This window comes from Kluyvera sp. CHPC 1.2972 (genome assembly GCF_036759925.1).
Lineage (GTDB): Bacteria > Pseudomonadota > Gammaproteobacteria > Enterobacterales > Enterobacteriaceae > Kluyvera.
Window position 1 is genome coordinate 435733 of record NZ_JAPKIB010000001.1, and the last position, 16493, is coordinate 452225.

General features: G+C 55.4%; 13 protein-coding genes and 1 pseudogene. 7 read left to right on the forward strand and 7 right to left on the reverse strand.

The genetic code is table 11. The features are described 5' to 3' along the window. Positions 1-43: 43 nt before the first annotated feature. A complete protein-coding gene (locus V6944_RS02175) occupies positions 44-1396 on the reverse strand; it encodes a sensor domain-containing protein (RefSeq protein ID WP_333497712.1) in 1353 nt (450 codons plus the stop codon). Positions 1397-2548: 1152 nt separating this feature from the next. On the opposite strand from V6944_RS02175, the gene V6944_RS02180 reads away from it, so the two are divergent. Further along, on the forward strand, positions 2549-3037 hold the full coding sequence (locus tag V6944_RS02180) for a hypothetical protein (RefSeq protein WP_333497914.1): 489 nt from the start codon (positions 2549-2551) through the stop codon (positions 3035-3037). 74 nt (positions 3038-3111) lie between these two features. Here V6944_RS02180 and V6944_RS02185 read toward each other — a convergent pair whose 3' ends face one another. Then, positions 3112-4032: a LysR family transcriptional regulator gene (locus tag V6944_RS02185; RefSeq protein WP_333497713.1), complete on the reverse strand. Its 921-nt coding sequence runs from the start codon at positions 4030-4032 to the stop codon at positions 3112-3114. 125 nt (positions 4033-4157) lie between these two features. Between V6944_RS02185 and V6944_RS02190 the strand changes: the two are divergent. The 3 genes and pseudogenes from V6944_RS02190 to speG form a co-directional block, all read left to right on the forward strand. Then, positions 4158-5952: pseudogene (locus tag V6944_RS02190) on the forward strand (adenine deaminase); the annotation flags it as partial. A 17-nt stretch (positions 5953-5969) separates the two neighbouring features. Next, positions 5970-7313 carry an NCS2 family permease gene (locus tag V6944_RS02195; RefSeq protein WP_333497714.1) on the forward strand — a complete coding sequence of 448 codons (1344 nt, stop codon included), beginning with the start codon at positions 5970-5972 and terminating at the stop codon, positions 7311-7313. Between the two features lie 155 nt (positions 7314-7468). Continuing rightward, entirely contained in the window at positions 7469-8026 is a 558-nt protein-coding gene (speG, locus tag V6944_RS02200; protein ID WP_185666950.1) for a spermidine N1-acetyltransferase, read from the forward strand. Positions 8027-8079: 53 nt separating this feature from the next. On the opposite strand, the gene V6944_RS02205 is transcribed toward speG, so the two are convergent. Further along, positions 8080-8979 carry a LysR family transcriptional regulator gene (locus tag V6944_RS02205; RefSeq protein ID WP_333497715.1) on the reverse strand — a complete coding sequence of 300 codons (900 nt, stop codon included), beginning with the start codon at positions 8977-8979 and terminating at the stop codon, positions 8080-8082. Positions 8980-9134: 155 nt separating this feature from the next. Between V6944_RS02205 and V6944_RS02210 the strand changes: the two genes are divergently transcribed. Further along, a complete protein-coding gene (locus V6944_RS02210; protein WP_333497716.1) occupies positions 9135-9464 on the forward strand; it encodes an RcnB family protein in 330 nt (109 codons plus the stop codon). Positions 9465-9515: 51 nt separating this feature from the next. Here the strand turns inward: V6944_RS02210 and apbC are convergent, their stop codons facing one another. Beyond that, positions 9516-10625, reverse strand: coding sequence for an iron-sulfur cluster carrier protein ApbC (apbC, locus tag V6944_RS02215; RefSeq protein ID WP_333494544.1), 1110 nt, complete (start codon positions 10623-10625; stop codon positions 9516-9518). A 139-nt stretch (positions 10626-10764) separates the two neighbouring features. Between apbC and metG the strand changes: the two genes are divergently transcribed. Both metG and V6944_RS02225 read left to right on the forward strand, forming a co-directional pair. Then, a complete protein-coding gene (metG, locus tag V6944_RS02220) occupies positions 10765-12798 on the forward strand; it encodes a methionine--tRNA ligase (RefSeq protein ID WP_333497717.1) in 2034 nt (677 codons plus the stop codon). Positions 12799-12981: 183 nt separating this feature from the next. Continuing rightward, positions 12982-13440, forward strand: a complete 459-nt coding sequence (locus V6944_RS02225) for a YehR family lipoprotein (RefSeq protein ID WP_333497718.1) — start codon at positions 12982-12984, stop codon at positions 13438-13440. A 35-nt stretch (positions 13441-13475) separates the two neighbouring features. Here V6944_RS02225 and V6944_RS02230 read toward each other — a convergent pair whose 3' ends face one another. The 3 genes from V6944_RS02230 to V6944_RS02240 are packed head-to-tail and all read right to left on the reverse strand — an operon-like array spanning position 13476 to position 16395. After that, on the reverse strand, positions 13476-13946 hold the full coding sequence (locus V6944_RS02230) for a DUF1456 family protein (protein WP_333497719.1): 471 nt from the start codon (positions 13944-13946) through the stop codon (positions 13476-13478). Between the two features lie 47 nt (positions 13947-13993). Further along, positions 13994-14713: a two-component system response regulator BtsR gene (gene btsR, locus V6944_RS02235; RefSeq protein ID WP_185666944.1), complete on the reverse strand. Its 720-nt coding sequence runs from the start codon at positions 14711-14713 to the stop codon at positions 13994-13996. Next, positions 14710-16395, reverse strand: a complete 1686-nt coding sequence (locus V6944_RS02240; RefSeq protein WP_333497720.1) for a sensor histidine kinase — start codon at positions 16393-16395, stop codon at positions 14710-14712. Before V6944_RS02240 ends, btsR begins: the two co-directional genes overlap by 4 nt. Positions 16396-16493 lie beyond the last annotated feature (98 nt).

The following is a 16493-nucleotide window of genomic DNA, read 5'->3' on the forward strand; positions in this document are numbered from 1 at the left end:
ACAAGCCCATACGTTGAGCGGACCGCATTACGCGACTGATGACTTAGCCATAATGTTTCCGCGGCGCTTTACCCTGTTTCGCTAAATACATCGCTTTGTCGGCATAATCGAGAAGCTGGCGCTCATCGCTGCCATGCTCTGGATAACAGGCAATCCCAATACTGGGTTCGATGGTCAACATATGGCCCTGCAGGCTAAAAGACGTGCGGAACGCGTTATCAATTTTTTGAGCGACCCGCGCCGCATGTTCAGGCGACAACGTTCCCTGAATCAACACCACAAACTCATCACCGCCAATGCGCGCGACGGTATCCGATTCACGTACGCAACGCTTCAGGCGCACGGCGGTCTCTTGCAGCAGCAGATCGCCCATGCCGTGGCCCAGCGTGTCGTTAACCTGCTTAAATTTGTCGAGATCGATAAACAGCAACGCCAGTTGACCTTGTTCGCGGCGTACCGTCGCCAGCGTTGTTTTCAGGCGATCGTACAATAGGCTACGGTTCGGCAGGTCGGTCAGTTGATCGTACTGCGCCATATGCTGCAATCGGGCCTGCATCTGCTGGCGTTCAATCACCGTCGCAATTTGTGTCGATACAAACTGCAGCAGTTCCTGATCCTGTTCGTTGTAGCACACGCCGCCCGGATAACTTTTGAGCACTAACGCGCCAATCGTGCCTTTATGCGACTTTAGCGGCACGCCCAGCCAACAGAATGGATTCATACTAAAGGAGGTGCGCAACTCTTCCATACGCCCTGCCATCGTTTCAGGCGTGAGCAGCAGAGGTTGACCGGTATGAATGACTTCCGCGTAAAACGTCTCCGGGATCAGCGTAAACGGCTCCGGGGTCTCCTGAAACTCGTCCACATGGTACGGGAAGCTCAGTTGGGCCGTTTTATCATCATAGAGCGTCACCGAGAAATTATCGGCCGGTAGCAGCGTACCGACTATCTCATGAATACGCTGGAATAGTTTGAGCAGATCTTCAGCGGTATGTGCGGCTTCAGAAATGGCATAAAGCACCGACTGGAGCAATTCGGAACGTTTACGCTCGGTGATATCGCGGGCCACGCCGATACGTAATTGATCGGCCGGTGACCAACGCGCTGACCACATGATATTCAAGACCTGCCCATTTTTGTGGACATAACGATTTTCGAAATGAAATTGCGGGTTACCTGCCATCACATCGACAATCGAATTTCGGGTTAATTCCTGGTCTTCCGGCAACATCATGTCAAACATGTTACTGCCGATCAGTTCTTTCGGAGTATAACCAAAAATACGCTCGCAGGACGCGCTGGCAAAAATGATATTGGCATGGGCGTCAACGGCAAAAACAGCGTCCATCATGAGATCGATAAAACTGCTCAACGGTGCGTGAGAATTCGATTCCATAGAGAAAGTCAGGCCTGAATATAGGAGTGAGTGCGACTACCCTTAAGAACCGTCGCCCATAAGCACTACAGCAAAGGTTAAATATAGTACAGCGACAGTTTACTATACAATCAAAAAGCATGACGCCACGGCGTTAAAAAGGCGCGAACGTATCGCAATCGCCCCAGGAGATATAGTGGACCACGACAGCCTAGACCTAATAACTGGCTTCCTTTTAAAAAACCATGTAATAACAGTGGTAAATTATCTTCTTTATTGTGTCTGAAAAAACGGGGGTCTCTCAAATAAGGTCCACTCCTCTTTGGCGACGTGGCGTTCAGGTGAAGATTCTCGCTTATCTTGCTCACCGCGTTAGAAATAGGTTTACGGTGTTCCGGTTGCATCATTCATTCTTGTTTTCGCTGGAGGATATTTCTAGCGATGTTTTTTACCCACCCACTTTTCATACCTATTATTTTTGCATCACACTAGCAAACCAATATTTAAATTTTAATTAACAATCATGCTTTGAGAATAATCTGCACATCAGGACAACTCCTTCATATGAAAGTAAAGATCATTAAGGCATCCAGTGTGAATAACACTCAATGAAAATAAAAATGAATGAAATCATTAAACTCCGGTATCCGTTCATCAGAATAAGCTTTTAACTTCGAATAGTAACCATTCACAACAAAGGAAGCGTGTTAGCGTAAGCGACTGTTTATTATAATCAATAACAATAAACATCATGACTGTTCGTTGCATCGATCGCTTCCGATTCTATGCATGATCTAAATCAATATTCAAATGACCATCTTAGTTGATAGTTGCTTTGCGTTACGAAAGAAGGGAATCGTGTGTCCGTGACACTATTAGCGGTTTTCTTTTTTGGTACAACGTAAACAATAATGATGATAGCCGTTCTATAAAATAAATAGCCGATGATAAAACTCATTCTTGCTTACGCCATTGCCTCTATGGCATTGGTGGCGACAGGTGTGCTTCTTGGTGCGGTATTTAACAATACTCTATCAACGATTAGCATTGACTGTAACCACGAATAATTCAGACTACACTTAATTTTTTACATTTTGCTAGTAATAACGGAAGTGATTAAATAATCTTTCCGATTAAATATTGTGTGTTAATTAATAAGAAATAAGGTTAATGATGAAAGCTAAAATGATGGTGTTAGCCGTTCTGGTTGGTTCCGCAGCGCTGGCAGGTTGCAGCTCCCCGGCACAGCGCATGGCTTCCTGCGAAGCACAGGGCGTCTCTAAAGACACCTGCTATTTATCCGAGCAGAACCGCCAGCAGAGCATTAACAATGCGGCGATGACGGCGGCGTACGCTAATGCGGCAAACGCTACCCGCAGCAAAGACGTCGAGCAGCACGCTCAAGCCGCGCACGTCGCGGACCCAATGCGCGAAGCGACCCTCTCCTCCAACGTCCTGAAAGCCACCCTGTCAAACGGCTTCTTCTCCGCGACCATCAACGGTAAGAAAGCGGTGGTTAAGCGTGTTAACGCCAATTTCTATGAAATTCGCGGGGCGGGCTATGTGATTTCCGTCAGCATGAATGCCGACGGTATTGAAAGCGCGTCATGGAATAAAACCCATGGCCGCGATAACGGGATGCTGACCGTTACCCAGAAGTAATTCGCTAAGGAGGCTTCGGCCTCCTTCTTTCTTTATTGGGTGGCGTCTTCCCGGCGTCGCTTTACTCGACCGGGCTACGGGGTATCGCGAAGCGCTTTTAACAGCAATGTGAAACAGGCTTCGATAAGCGGCGGCAGCGTCTGCGGGCCACGCATTAACGCGACGGTACGCGTTAGCTCTGGCTGCTGAAGCTGCGCGACTCGCAGCGCCGCATCCTGCAGATGGGTAGTGTACAGCTGCGGAAGGATCCCCACCGCTAAGCGCGAGCGCACCAACCCGTACAGCGTTTCAATATAATCAACCTGATAGCGGGTATTGAGCGTCAACCGCTGGCTCTCCACCAGCGCGCCAACCAGACGCTGAATATTACCTTTTGAGAACACTGCAATATCGCGCCCTGCCAGCTGTTTCCACGGTAAATGTGGCTGCCCGGCCAGCGGGTCATCCACATGCAGTATCGCCACCAGCGGGTCTTCACGCAGCGGAAAAACCTGCAATTCAGCGGGCAGAGAACTGTCGATAGCCCCCACGCCAAAATCAATGTGTCCGCTTTGCAGATCGCGCGCCAGTGCGTCGTTGGTGCGATCGAGAAACTCGACGCGCAGGCGCGGAAATGCCTGCGCTAGCGCCTCGGGTAACAGCGGAAACAGCAGCGAACTGACCGACGGCACCAGCCCAATGCGCACCGTGCCATCACCGCCCGCTTCCACAATCTGCTGCATATCGTGAAACGCCAGCTGCGCCACGCTCAGCACCCGCTGGGCATGCGGCAAAATGGCCGCCCCCAGCTCGGTCAGCGTCACCGCCGAGGCGGTACGGTTGACCAGCTTACCGCCCAGCACCGTTTCAATCTGGCGCAGAGCGCTGCTCAGCGCCGGTTGGCTAATCGCCAGCCGGTTAGAGGTATCGGTAAAGTGACGCAGCTGCGCCAGCGTGACAAAATACTGCAACTGTTTAAGCGAGAGCGCAGGCAATCGCTGCCAGGGGTCGGTCATGGTGTGCTTCACTCGTGGCTATCACGCACAATAAGCTGAAGTTATCGGGTGATAAATTTAATCATCTGGGCAACCGTTTGCTCTGCCCCTAAAGTAGCACGCATTATCCCTGCGCCGGAGTTGTTATGTCCAGCAATGCTGAAAACCGCCGCCGCGCCGTTCAGGCCGCACGTGGCGAGTCCCCGTTTGATCTTTTGCTCACCGATGCCAACGTTGTCGATATGGCGACCGGTGAAATTCGCGAAGCCGATGTCGGTATCGTTGGCGATATGATTGCCAGCGTCCACCCGCGCGGCAGCCGCAGCGACACGCTGGAACATCACTCCCTGCCCGGCGTTTACCTCTCTCCAGGCCTGATGGACACCCACGTTCACCTCGAAAGTTCACATCTGCCGCCGGAGCGCTACGCGGAGATCGTACTGGCACAGGGCACCACCGCCGTATTCTGGGATCCGCATGAGCTGGCAAACGTGCTGGGCGTCGCGGGCGTTCGCTATGCCGTAGAAGCCAGTCGTCATCTGCCCCTGCAGGTGATGGTCGCCGCACCGTCCAGCGTGCCGTCTACGCCGGGGCTGGAGATGTCCGGGGCCGATTTTGCCGGTGCCGAAATGGAAACCATGCTGGGCTGGCCGGAAGTGCGCGGCGTAGCGGAAGTGATGGACATGCACGGCGTGCTACACGGCAGCTGCCGGATGCAGGAGATCGTGCAGGCGGGGCTCAACAGCGGCAAGCTGATTGAAGGCCACGCCCGTGGCTTGAGCGGTGCCGACCTGCAAGCCTATCTTGCCGCAGGCGTCACCTCCGATCACGAACTGACCTCCGCCGACGACGCGCTTGAGAAACTGCGCGCCGGTCTGACCCTGGAAATTCGCGGCTCGCACCCTTACCTGCTGCCGGATATCGTCAAGGCGCTGAAATCACTGCCGCATCTCTCTTCACAAATTACCGTCTGTACTGACGATGTGCCGCCGGACATGCTGCTGGAAAAAGGCGGCATTATCGCCCTGCTGAATCTGCTGATTGAACATGGCCTGACAGCGACCGATGCCCTGCGCTTCGCCACCCTGAACGCCGCCATTCGCCTGCAGCGCTATGACCTTGGGCTGATTGCCGCCGGACGTCGCGCCGACCTCGTGGTATTCGATTCGCTGGAAAAACTCAACGCCCGCGCGGTGTACGTCGCCGGAAAGCAGATTGCCCGCGACGGCAAGCTGCTAGACGCGTTGACCGCCGCCGTTGGGGTCACGCCGCCGCGTAATACCCTGCGCCTCTCCCCGCTTGAGGCTGATGATTTCTCGCTGCGCGTGGGCAATATCCAGCACGGCACCGCCCGTCTGCGCCACATCCGCGGCGCGCGCTTTACCCAATGGGGCGAAATCGACGTACAGATCCGCAACGGCGAGGTCGAGATCCCAGCGGGCTTCAGCCTGATCTGGGTGAAGCACCGTCACGGCCGCCATGAAGCCAAACCGCAGATTGCCCTGCTGGAAGGCTGGGGTGAGCTGCGCGGCGCAATTGCAACCAGCTACTCGCACGACTCCCACAACCTGGTGGTGCTGGGGCGTAACGCCGAGGATATGGCGCTGGCGGCCAATCAGCTGTTCGCCTCCGGCGGCGGCATGGCGCTGGCGCAAAACGGCGGCATTCTGGCCCACGTGGCGATGCCGATTGCCGGCATGCTCTCCGACAAACCGGCGCATACGCTGGCCGCTGAATTCCGCCAGCTGCGCGACCTGAGCGCCGAGATAGCCGACTGGGAGCCGCCGTACCGCGTCTTTAAGGCGATTGAAGGCACCTGTCTTGCCTGCAACGCCGGGCCGCATTTAACCGATTTAGGGCTGACCGACGGCACGACGCGCCAGATAGTCGACCCCGTACTGGATTGCCGGGAAACGCCGGAACACACATCACAACAATAATCACGGGAGCGCCACACCATGGCCGATAACACCCTTCAAACGCCAACCGCTGGGAGTTGGCTTGAGCGACGTTTTGCATTGTCTTCCCGCGGCAGTTCGCTGCGTACCGAGTGCCTGGCAGGCGTCACCGGTTTTCTCGCCGCCGCCTATCTTCTGGTGGTGATCCCTGGCCTGTTAGCCGTAGGGGGAATGGATAAAGGTGCGGCCACCACCGGCACCATTTTAGTGTTCGTTGGCGGTACGCTGCTGATGGCGTTCTACGCTAACCTACCGTTTATCGTCGGCCCGGGTATTGGCGGTTCGGTGCTGGTCGGCGTGACGCTGGCAGGCAGCGAAGGCATTGGCTGGCAGATTGGCCTCGGCATCGCCTGCTGGTCGGGGATCCTCTTCTTCCTGCTGACCAAATTCGGCCTGCGCGAAGTGGTGACCCGCTCGGTGCCGCAGTCGATTAAGCTCGGCCTCACCGCCTCAATCGGCCTGTTTGTCGCCGTGTTAGGTTTTCGTAATGCCGGTCTGGTACTGGCGAACGCCAAAACCAACTCTCTGATGTTGGGTGACTTTATGGCCCCCGGCGCGCTGGTTGCGCTATGCGGCCTGTTCCTGGCGATCGCATTGCAGGCTCGCCGTATTCCCGGCGCGATTCTATGGGCAATTCTGTTCGCGACATTGGTTGGCATCCCGGCGGGCGTGACACATCTCCCCGCCAGCTTTATCGATATGCCGCATTCGCTGACGCCGGTACTCGGTCACGTTGACATGCTGGGCGCGCTGAATATCGCCTTCCTGCCGTTCCTGTTCGTCTTTTTCGCCTCTGAGTTTTTCTCCACCATGGGCACCACGCTGGCGGTCGGCGGCGAAGCGGGTCTGCTGGATAAAGAAGGCAACATGCCGCACATCAACCGCCCGTTTATGGTGGATTCCATTGCCGCCGCTATCGGCCCGTGGCTTGGCATTCCGGCGGCCACCGCGCTGATTGAATCCTCGGCGGCGGCGGAAGCCGGTGGTAAAACTGGCCTGACGGCGCTGGCAGCAGCGGTGATGTTCCTGCTGATGCTGCTGTTCACGCCGGTGGCGCTGATGATCCCGAAAGAAGCGACCGCGCCTGCGCTGATGCTGATCGGGCTGAATATGTTCAGCGGCCTGCGTAAGGTTGACCTCGGTAACTTCACCGATGGCCTGCCGGTGCTGATGATGGTGATGATCACCCTGATTGCCAACAGCTTCGGTACCGGGATTGCCGGTGGCCTGCTGTTCTTCATCATGATTAAAACCATCGCTGGAAAATGGCGTGAAATTCCCATCGGTCTGTGGGTGCTGGCGGTACCGCTGGTGTACTACTTCGCGACGCTGGTGAAGCACTAAGTTTTCAGCCCTCATCAGGCGAACACCGTCGCCTGATGAGGCTCAGAATACGCTGACTTACTACACTGAATTGATTGTAATTTTATTTCAAATCTTGATGACGCCCACCGCAAGCAGATAATATATTTCCAGTTTACCAAGAGGCTGAAAATATTATGCCAGAACCATCAGACATTAAACTAAGACCCCTTGAACGCGAAGATTTACGCTTCGTTCATCAACTCGATAATAACGCGAGCGTGATGCGCTATTGGTTCGAAGAACCCTATGAAGCCTTTGTCGAGCTGAGCGATCTTTACGATAAACACATCCACGATCAGAGCGAACGCCGTTTTGTCATTTCGTTTAATGGCAATAATGCGGGCCTGGTGGAGCTTGTCGAAATAAACCATATTCACCGCCGGGCTGAGTTTCAGATTATCATCTCGCCGGAATATCAGGGTAAAGGCCTGGCGACCCGTGCCGCTAAGCTGGCAATGGATTACGGCTTTACCGTACTGAATCTCTATAAGCTCTATCTCATCGTCGATAAAGAGAACGCCAAAGCGATTCATATTTACCGTAAGCTTGGTTTTATCCAGGAGGGAGAATTAATCCATGAGTTCTTCGTGAACGGTGAATACCGTAACACGATCCGCATGTGTATTTTCCAGCATCAATATTTAGAAAATAATAAATCGACGGGCGGGATACTGAAACCGACGGCGCAATAACGGTGAGCCGAGTCGGTACATATCGTCCGCTCGGTCATCCAGCGCAACGGCAGTTAAGCCTGTTTCGCCGCACACTCCGCTTTCACCGCTTCATACAATAACCGCACCGCCGCAGAGAGCTGCTTGCGGTGTGGGCAAATCATATTCAGCGGCACCCGGTCGCCAAGGTAGTGCGGTAGCAGCACCTTGAGTCGCCCATCCCGCAGGTCATCGCTGACATCGAGCCCGGATTTAAACGCAATCCCCTCCCCGGCAATCGCCAGACGGCGGATCACTTCCGCATCATCGCTGGTGATGCTACCTGAGACCTGCACGCTATGCTCCACGCCATCGAGACTCAGTGGCCAGCGGTCGAACGGCCTGCCGCGCAGCACGTAGGTTAACGCGTTACATTTTTCGAGGTCGGCCAGCGTCTGTGGTTCGCCGTGACGGGCAATCCAGTCGGGCGAGGCCACCACCACGCGTCGGTTTTCCGCTGCGACCGGCAAAGAGACAAACGAAGCATCGTCGTTCTCACCGTAGCGAAACGCCACGTCGACCGGGTCTTTAAACACATCGGTGCGATGATCGGAAAACAGGATACGCAGGCGCAGCGCCGGATGGCGCTCGCGGAACTGGCGGAACACCCGCAGCAGCAGGTTACGGCCGAGGTCGGACGGCACGGCGATTTGCAGCGTGCCGCGCACCTCATCGTCCGGGGTATGAATCTTTTGCAGCCCATTTTGCAGCGCATCGAGCATCTGCAAGGCAAACGGCAGCCAGGTCTCCCCTTCCGCCGTCAGGCGCAGGCTGCGCGTCGAACGAGCAAACAGGCGAACGTTAAGCGCGGTTTCCAGCCGTTTAATGGCTGAACTAACCTGCGCCGGGGGGATGCCCGCTTCGCGCGCCGCGTCGCTAAAGCTGTTCAGCGCGGCGGCGCGCACGAACAGAGATAAATCTTCCAGCCTGAACATGGCGGTGTCCTTAGTCGCGAGTGCCAGAATAATCCTCAAAACCGAATAGTCACGGTTTGCTTACACTTTTTACGAAAGCAGCGCTTGCCATTCAGGCCGCGCATCAGGAATCATACGGAGCTGCAATTTTATATCCAGGATAATGTGGGGATAGTATGCGTAAAACAAAAATGATGCTTCTGGGCGTACTGTTGGCGACGGCGAGTGCGGCGTGGGCGGCACCAGCACCGACACCGGCAACGGGAATTCAGCAGTATGAGCTGAAAGAGTTCACTGCCGACTTCACGCAGTTCAAGATTGGCGACAAAGCGCCGGCGATGTACCTGACACCAGAGTACAACATCAAGCAGTGGCAGCAACGTAACCTGCCAGCGCCGGATGCAGGCACCCGCTGGACGTACATGGGCGGTAACTATGTACAGATTAGCGATGCCGACGGCACCATCAGCAAAATCTACGACGGCGAGATTTTCTACCACCGTTAATGAATAAAGACCGGGCGCATCAGTGATGCGCCCGGCCTCTTTCTTCCCCCGTTACACCGCGCGGAACGCGATGTCGCCAGGAATCACTTCGCCCTGCCAGTAGAGCTGCGCCGCAACGCGCCCCGCCAGTCGACGATAAATCTCGGTGAATTCACTGTCCGGACGCGCAATAACCGTTGGCGTACCGTTATCCAGATCTTCACGCAGATTGATGTGCAACGGCATCTGACCCAGCAGTTGGGTGTGATACTGCTCCGCCAGCTTCTCCGCGCCACCGGTGCCGAAAATCGGCTCGTGGTGACCGCAGTTGCTGCAGATGTGCATGCTCATGTTTTCCACGATACCCAGCACCGGCACTTCCACTTTCTCGAACATCACGATGCCTTTTTTGGCGTCGATCAGCGCAATATCCTGCGGCGTGGTGACGACCACGGCCCCGGTCACCGGAATGTTCTGCGCCAGCGTCAGCTGGATATCACCGGTACCCGGCGGCATGTCGAGCACGAGGTAGTCGAGGTCCGGCCACAGCGTCTCTTGCAGCATCTGCATCAGCGCCTTGCTGGCCATCGGGCCGCGCCACACCATAGCGTTGTCGTCCGTCACCAGATAACCGATAGAGTTAGTGGCCAGGCCATGGGCCATAATCGGCGCCATATGGGTGCCGTCCGGCGAGGTTGGGCGTTGGTTTTCTGCGCCCAGCATGTTCGGGATAGACGGGCCGTAGATATCGGCATCGAGGATGCCCACTTTCGCCCCTTCCGCGGCCAGCGCCAGCGCCAGGTTCACGGCGGTGGACGATTTCCCCACTCCGCCTTTGCCGGAGCTGACGGCAATAATATTTTTCACGCCGTTAACGCCCGGCTGATTTTTCACGCGCTTCAGCGTGGCGATGCTATGTGACAGCTTCCAGTCGATGGCTTTCGCCCCGGTTACCCGCAGCAGTTCCGCGCTGGTTTGCTCTTTTAATTCTTCAAAGGCGCTATGCCAGACAAACGGCATCTGCAGTTCGATGTGCACGGTGTCGTCAAGCCAGGCGACGTGGTGCAGCGCTTTCAACGCCGTTAAGTTGTGCTTCAGGGTGGGGTGCTGGAAGTTTGCCAGCGTACCGGCCACCATCGCACGTAGACGTTCAGGTGATTTGGCCTGGGATTCTGAGTTCATCCCGACTCCTTTGTTGTTTTAACATGCTTTCAGTACGCCTAAGTCTACCACAGGTAAGCGGCATCCATATATGGCACACCCTCTACCCTTTTGGTAATATCAAAACCCCTTTTTTAAAACAGAAGAAGTAATACCCACTATGACTCAAGTCGCGAAGAAGATTCTGGTAACGTGCGCGCTGCCGTACGCCAACGGCTCCATCCACCTCGGCCATATGCTGGAGCACATCCAGGCTGATGTCTGGGTCCGTTACCAGCGAATGCGCGGCCACGAGGTTAACTTCATCTGTGCGGACGATGCCCACGGCACGCCAATCATGCTGAAAGCACAGCAACTGGGCATTACCCCAGAGCAGATGATTGCCGAAATGAGTCAGGAGCATCAGACTGATTTTGCGGGCTTTAACATCAGCTATGACAACTACCACTCGACGCACAGCGACGAGAACCGCGAGCTGTCCGAACTGATTTATGGTCGCCTGAAAGAGAACGGTTTTATTAAAAACCGCACCATCTCTCAGCTGTACGATCCGGAAAAAGGCATGTTCCTGCCGGACCGTTTCGTTAAAGGCACCTGCCCGAAATGTAAATCACCGGATCAGTACGGCGATAACTGCGAAGTGTGCGGCGCGACCTACAGCCCAACCGAGCTTATCGAGCCGAAATCCGTGGTATCTGGCGCCACGCCGGTGATGCGCGAGTCTGAGCACTTCTTCTTTGACCTGCCGTCCTTCAGCGAAATGCTGCAGGCGTGGACCCGCAGCGGCGCGCTGCAGGAGCAGGTCGCGAACAAAATGCAGGAATGGTTTGAATCCGGCCTGCAGCAGTGGGATATCTCCCGCGATGCGCCGTACTTCGGCTTTGAAATCCCGAACGCGCCGGGCAAATACTTCTACGTCTGGCTGGATGCGCCAATCGGCTACATGGGCTCCTTCAAGAACCTGTGCGACAAGCGCGGCGACACCGTAAGCTTCGATGAATACTGGAAGAAAGACTCTACCGCCGAGCTGTATCACTTTATCGGTAAAGATATCGTCTACTTCCACAGCCTGTTCTGGCCAGCGATGCTGGAAGGCAGCAACTTCCGCAAGCCGACCAACCTGTTCGTGCACGGCTATGTGACGGTGAACGGCGCGAAGATGTCCAAGTCTCGCGGCACCTTTATTAAAGCCAGCACCTGGCTCAAGCATTTCGATGCCGACAGCCTGCGCTACTACTACACGGCGAAGCTCTCTTCCCGTATCGATGATATCGACCTGAACCTGGAAGACTTCATCCAGCGCGTCAACGCCGATATCGTCAACAAGGTGGTGAACCTGGCTTCCCGTAACGCGGGCTTTATCGCTAAGCGTTTCGACGGCGTGCTGTCCGCTGAACTGGCTGACCCTGAGCTGTACAAAACCTTCACCGACGCGGCAGAAAGCATTGGCGAAGCGTGGGAAAGCCGTGAATTCGGTAAAGCCATTCGTGAAATCATGGCGCTGGCCGACGTGGCTAACCGCTACGTTGACGAGCAGGCACCGTGGGTTGTCGCTAAACAGGAAGGCCGCGACGCCGACCTGCAGGCTATCTGCACCATGGGCCTGAACATGTTCCGCGTACTGATGACCTGGCTGAAGCCGGTTCTGCCTGAACTGGCAGCGCGTACCGAAGCATTCCTCAACACCGAACTGAGCTGGGATGCTATCAACGCACCGCTGGTAGGTCACAAGATCAACACCTTCAAGGCGCTGTATAACCGTATTGAAATGAAACAGGTGGAAGCGCTGGTGGAAGCGTCTAAAGAAGAAGTGAAAGCAACCGCAGCCCCGGTCACCGGCCCGCTGGCGGACGACCCGATTCAGGAAACCATCACCTTTGACGATTTCGCCAAAGTTGACCTGCGCGTGGCGCTGATTGAAAACGCCGAGTTCGTGGAAGGTTCCGATAAGCTGCTGCGCCTGACGCTGGATCTCGGCGGCGAGAAGCGCAATGTCTTCTCCGGCATTCGTTCTGCTTACCCTGACCCGCAGCCGCTGATTGGTCGCCTGACCATCATGGTGGCCAACCTGGCACCGCGTAAAATGCGTTTCGGCATCTCGGAAGGGATGGTGATGGCCGCAGGCCCTGGCGGCAAAGATATCTTCCTGTTAAGCCCGGATGACGGTGCGCAGCCTGGTCAGCAGGTGAAATAACGTCCCCATAAAGCGTCGCTTCCCAGCGGCGCTTTTTTTTGTTGCATGACCTGCCCATCTCTCCCGCGCCACGCCATTTTCGGATTGTTTAAATAGCCGTAAAGGCCCTAAGCTAATGCGCCCCTGACATGTGTCATATACATGATCTTTAAGCATCACATCGTTTATAAAATGGAGTTTTAAATGAAAGTATCCTCAAAATTATTATCCATAGCCGTCGCATCGGTTCTCGTCTTCTCACTGGCAGGATGCGGTGATAAAGAAGAGTCCAAAACCTTCAGCGCCAACCTTAATGGCAATGAGATCTCAATGACTTACACCTATACGGGCGACAAAGTCATTAAACAGACTTCGCAAAGTAAAATTCTCTATGCGTCGGTGGGTGCGAAAACCAAAGAGGATGCAGAAAAAATTCTCGGCCAGCTTAGCGCAAAGTACCAAAGCATTGCTGGTGTAGAAGAAAAGCTAACCTATCAGGATACCTATGCAGAGGAGAGCGTAACGGTGGATATGGAAAAAGTTGACTTTAAAGCACTGCAAGGCGCGATGGGGGCAATGGTGTCTGGCGATACCAGCAAGGGCGTCAGCATGAAACAAAGTCAGGCATTGCTGGAAGCCGCTGGCTTTAAAGAAGTGAAATAATCCGATGGGCGGCCCACAATAAGTGGGCCGTTTTTTTAGGCTTTTGCCGCGTGTTCGCGAATCGCCAGGCCACGCAGGAAGTAGCGCAGGAACTGGTCGCCGCACTCGCGGAAATTTTTGTGGTCTGGTGCGCGCATCATAGCGGTGATTTCCGGCATCGAGACGCGGAACTGCTGCTGCGTCAGGATCGCCAGAATATCGTCGGTTTTCAGCGCAAACGCGATACGCAGTTTTTTCAGCATGATGTTGTTGTTAATACGGCGTTCCACCGCCAGCGCTGGCGCAGATTCGTCGCGACCGCGTTTTTCGTAAATCAGGCCGTTCAGGAAGCACGACAGCATAATGTCCGGGCAACGTACGAAGCCTTCCTCATCCTCTTTGCGCAGCCACGGCGCCAGCTGTTCAACGCTGACTTCGGCTTCGCCCAGCGCGAAAATACGCACCAGATCGTTGTTGTTCATTTTCAGGATGTAGCGGACGCTGCGTAAAATATCGTTACTGACCATAGTGCCTTCGGTGGTGATGAAAAATACGGTGGCTAATTCTACACGAATTATAAGCCTAGCGCTTCTTTCAAGGTCTTCAAATAGCGACGACTTACCGGCACGGTCTGCCCGTTACGCAACAGCAGCTCGGCCTGGCCGTTATCCTCCAGACGAATCTCCTTCAGATGCGCCATGTTCACCAGATGCTGGCGATGGCAGCGGATCAGCGGCGTACGGCTCTCCAGCGTACGCAGCGTCAGCTCGGTAAAGCCCTCTTTGCCCTCACCGCTGGTGACATACACGCCGCTCATCCGGCTGCTGACAAACGCCACATCGTCCATCTGCAGCAGATAAATCCGGCTGTGTCCGGTGCAGGGAATAAACTTCAGCGCCTGCTGGTTTTCGCCCAGCACCGACATATCCTGCACCGCCCGCTCCTGACGCAGGCGCATCAGCGTCTTTTCCAACCGTTTTTCTTCAATCGGCTTGAGCAGATAGTCAAAGGCGTGTTCCTCAAACGCCTTCACCGCATATTCATCGAAGGCTGTCAGGAACACGATATAGGGGCGATGCTCCGGGTCGAGCATGCCGACCATCTCCAGCCCGCTGATGCGCGGCATCTGGATATCGAGAAACAGCACGTCCGGGCGTAGCTTATGCACCGCGCCGATGGCCTCCACCGCGTTGGCGCACTCGCCCACAATCTCAAGGTCGTCCTGCGTTTGCAGCAGGACGCGCAGGTTCTCCCGCGCCAGCGGCTCGTCATCAACAATCAGCACTTTAATCATGCATTCTCCTCCAGAGGTAACCGCAGAGTGACCCGGGTAAAACGGTCCGGTTCGCAGGCGACGGCAATCCCGCATTCGTCGCCAAAACGCATCCGTAGACGCTTGTCCACCAGGCTCATGCCCAATCCGCTGGACGAGGAATTGGGTTGATACAGCCCGGCATTGTCTTCGATGTCCAGCACCAGATGCCTGCCCTGCTGGCGAGCGCGCAGCGTAATCTCGCCAACATCCATCAATTGCGAAGTGCCGTGCTTAATGGCGTTTTCGACAATCGGCTGCAGGGTGAACGCCGGAAGCTGCTGATGCTCCAGCGCATCGGGGATATCCAGATGCACCTGCAGCCGCGACTGGAAGCGCGCCTTCTCAATTTGCAGGTAGGCGTTCACGTGCTCAATTTCATCCGCCAGAGTGACAATCTCCGACGGGCGTTTGAGGTTTTTGCGGAAAAAGGTCGACAGATACTGCACCAGTTGGCTCGCCTGTTCGCTGTCGCGGCGAATCACCGCTTTGAGCGTATTCAGGGCGTTAAACAGGAAGTGCGGGTTGACCTGGGCATGCAGCAGCTTGATCTCCGACTGGGTCAGCAGCGCTTTCTGGCGCTCATACTGCCCGGCCAGAATCTGCGCCGACAGTAGCTGGGCAATCCCCTCGCCTAACGTACGGTTGATGGAGCTGAACAGGCGGTTTTTGGCCTCGTACAGTTTGATGGTGCCAATCACCCGCTGGTTCTCACCGCGCAGCGGGATCACCAGCGTCGAGCCTAGCTTGCAGTTGGGGTGAATCGAGCAGCGGTACGGTACTTCGTTGCCGTCAGCGTAGACCACTTCGCCAGTCTCAATGGTTTTTTGCGTGTAGCGTGAGGAGATAGGCTTACCAGGCAGATGGTGATCTTCGCCAATGCCGGTAAAGGCGAGCAGCTTCTCGCGGTCGGTGATAGCCACCGCGCCGATATCCAGCTCCTGAATCAGTACCTGCGCCACCTTCATGCTGTTCTCTTCGTTAAAGCCTTTACGCAGGATCCCCTCCGTCGAGGCGGCCACTTTCAGCGCGGTGGCGGAAAAGGCCGAGGTGTACTTCTCAAACATCGCCCGCTTATCGAGCAGAATACGCATAAACAGCGCCGCACCCACGGTATTGGTGACCATCATCGGTGCGGCAATGCTCTGCACCAGATGCAGCGCATCTTCGAACGGGCGGGCAATCAGCAGGATAATCAGCATCTGCACCAACTCCGCCACCAGGGTGATCGCCCCTGCCGTCCACGGGCTGAATACTTTATCCGGGCGACCACGACGGATCAGCAGACTGTGCACCAGCCCGCCAAGCAGCCCCTCAACCATGGTCGAGATCATGCAGCTTAGCGCGGTCATCCCGCCCATCGAGTAGCGATGTAAGCCGCCGGTCAGCCCCACCAGCCCACCGACCACCGGGCCACCGAGCAGGCCGCCCATCACTGCGCCAATCGCGCGGGTGTTGGCAATGGAGTCTTCAATGTGCAGGCCGAAATAGGTACCGAGAATACAGAAAATGGAGAACGTGACGTAGCAGAGCAGCTTGTGCGGCAGGCGAACGGTAACCTGCATAAGCGGGATGAAGAGGCGCGTTTTGCTCATTAACCAGGCGATGACCAGGAAAACACACATCTGCTGAAGCAGCAGCAACACCAGATTAAACTCGTACATACCCGTTCACCACAGCAGAAATAAAACTGCGTAACATACACACAGTTGGCATAACTTTCTTTGAAACCTGGCAAAAAAAGTGCAAAAAATGCTACCGA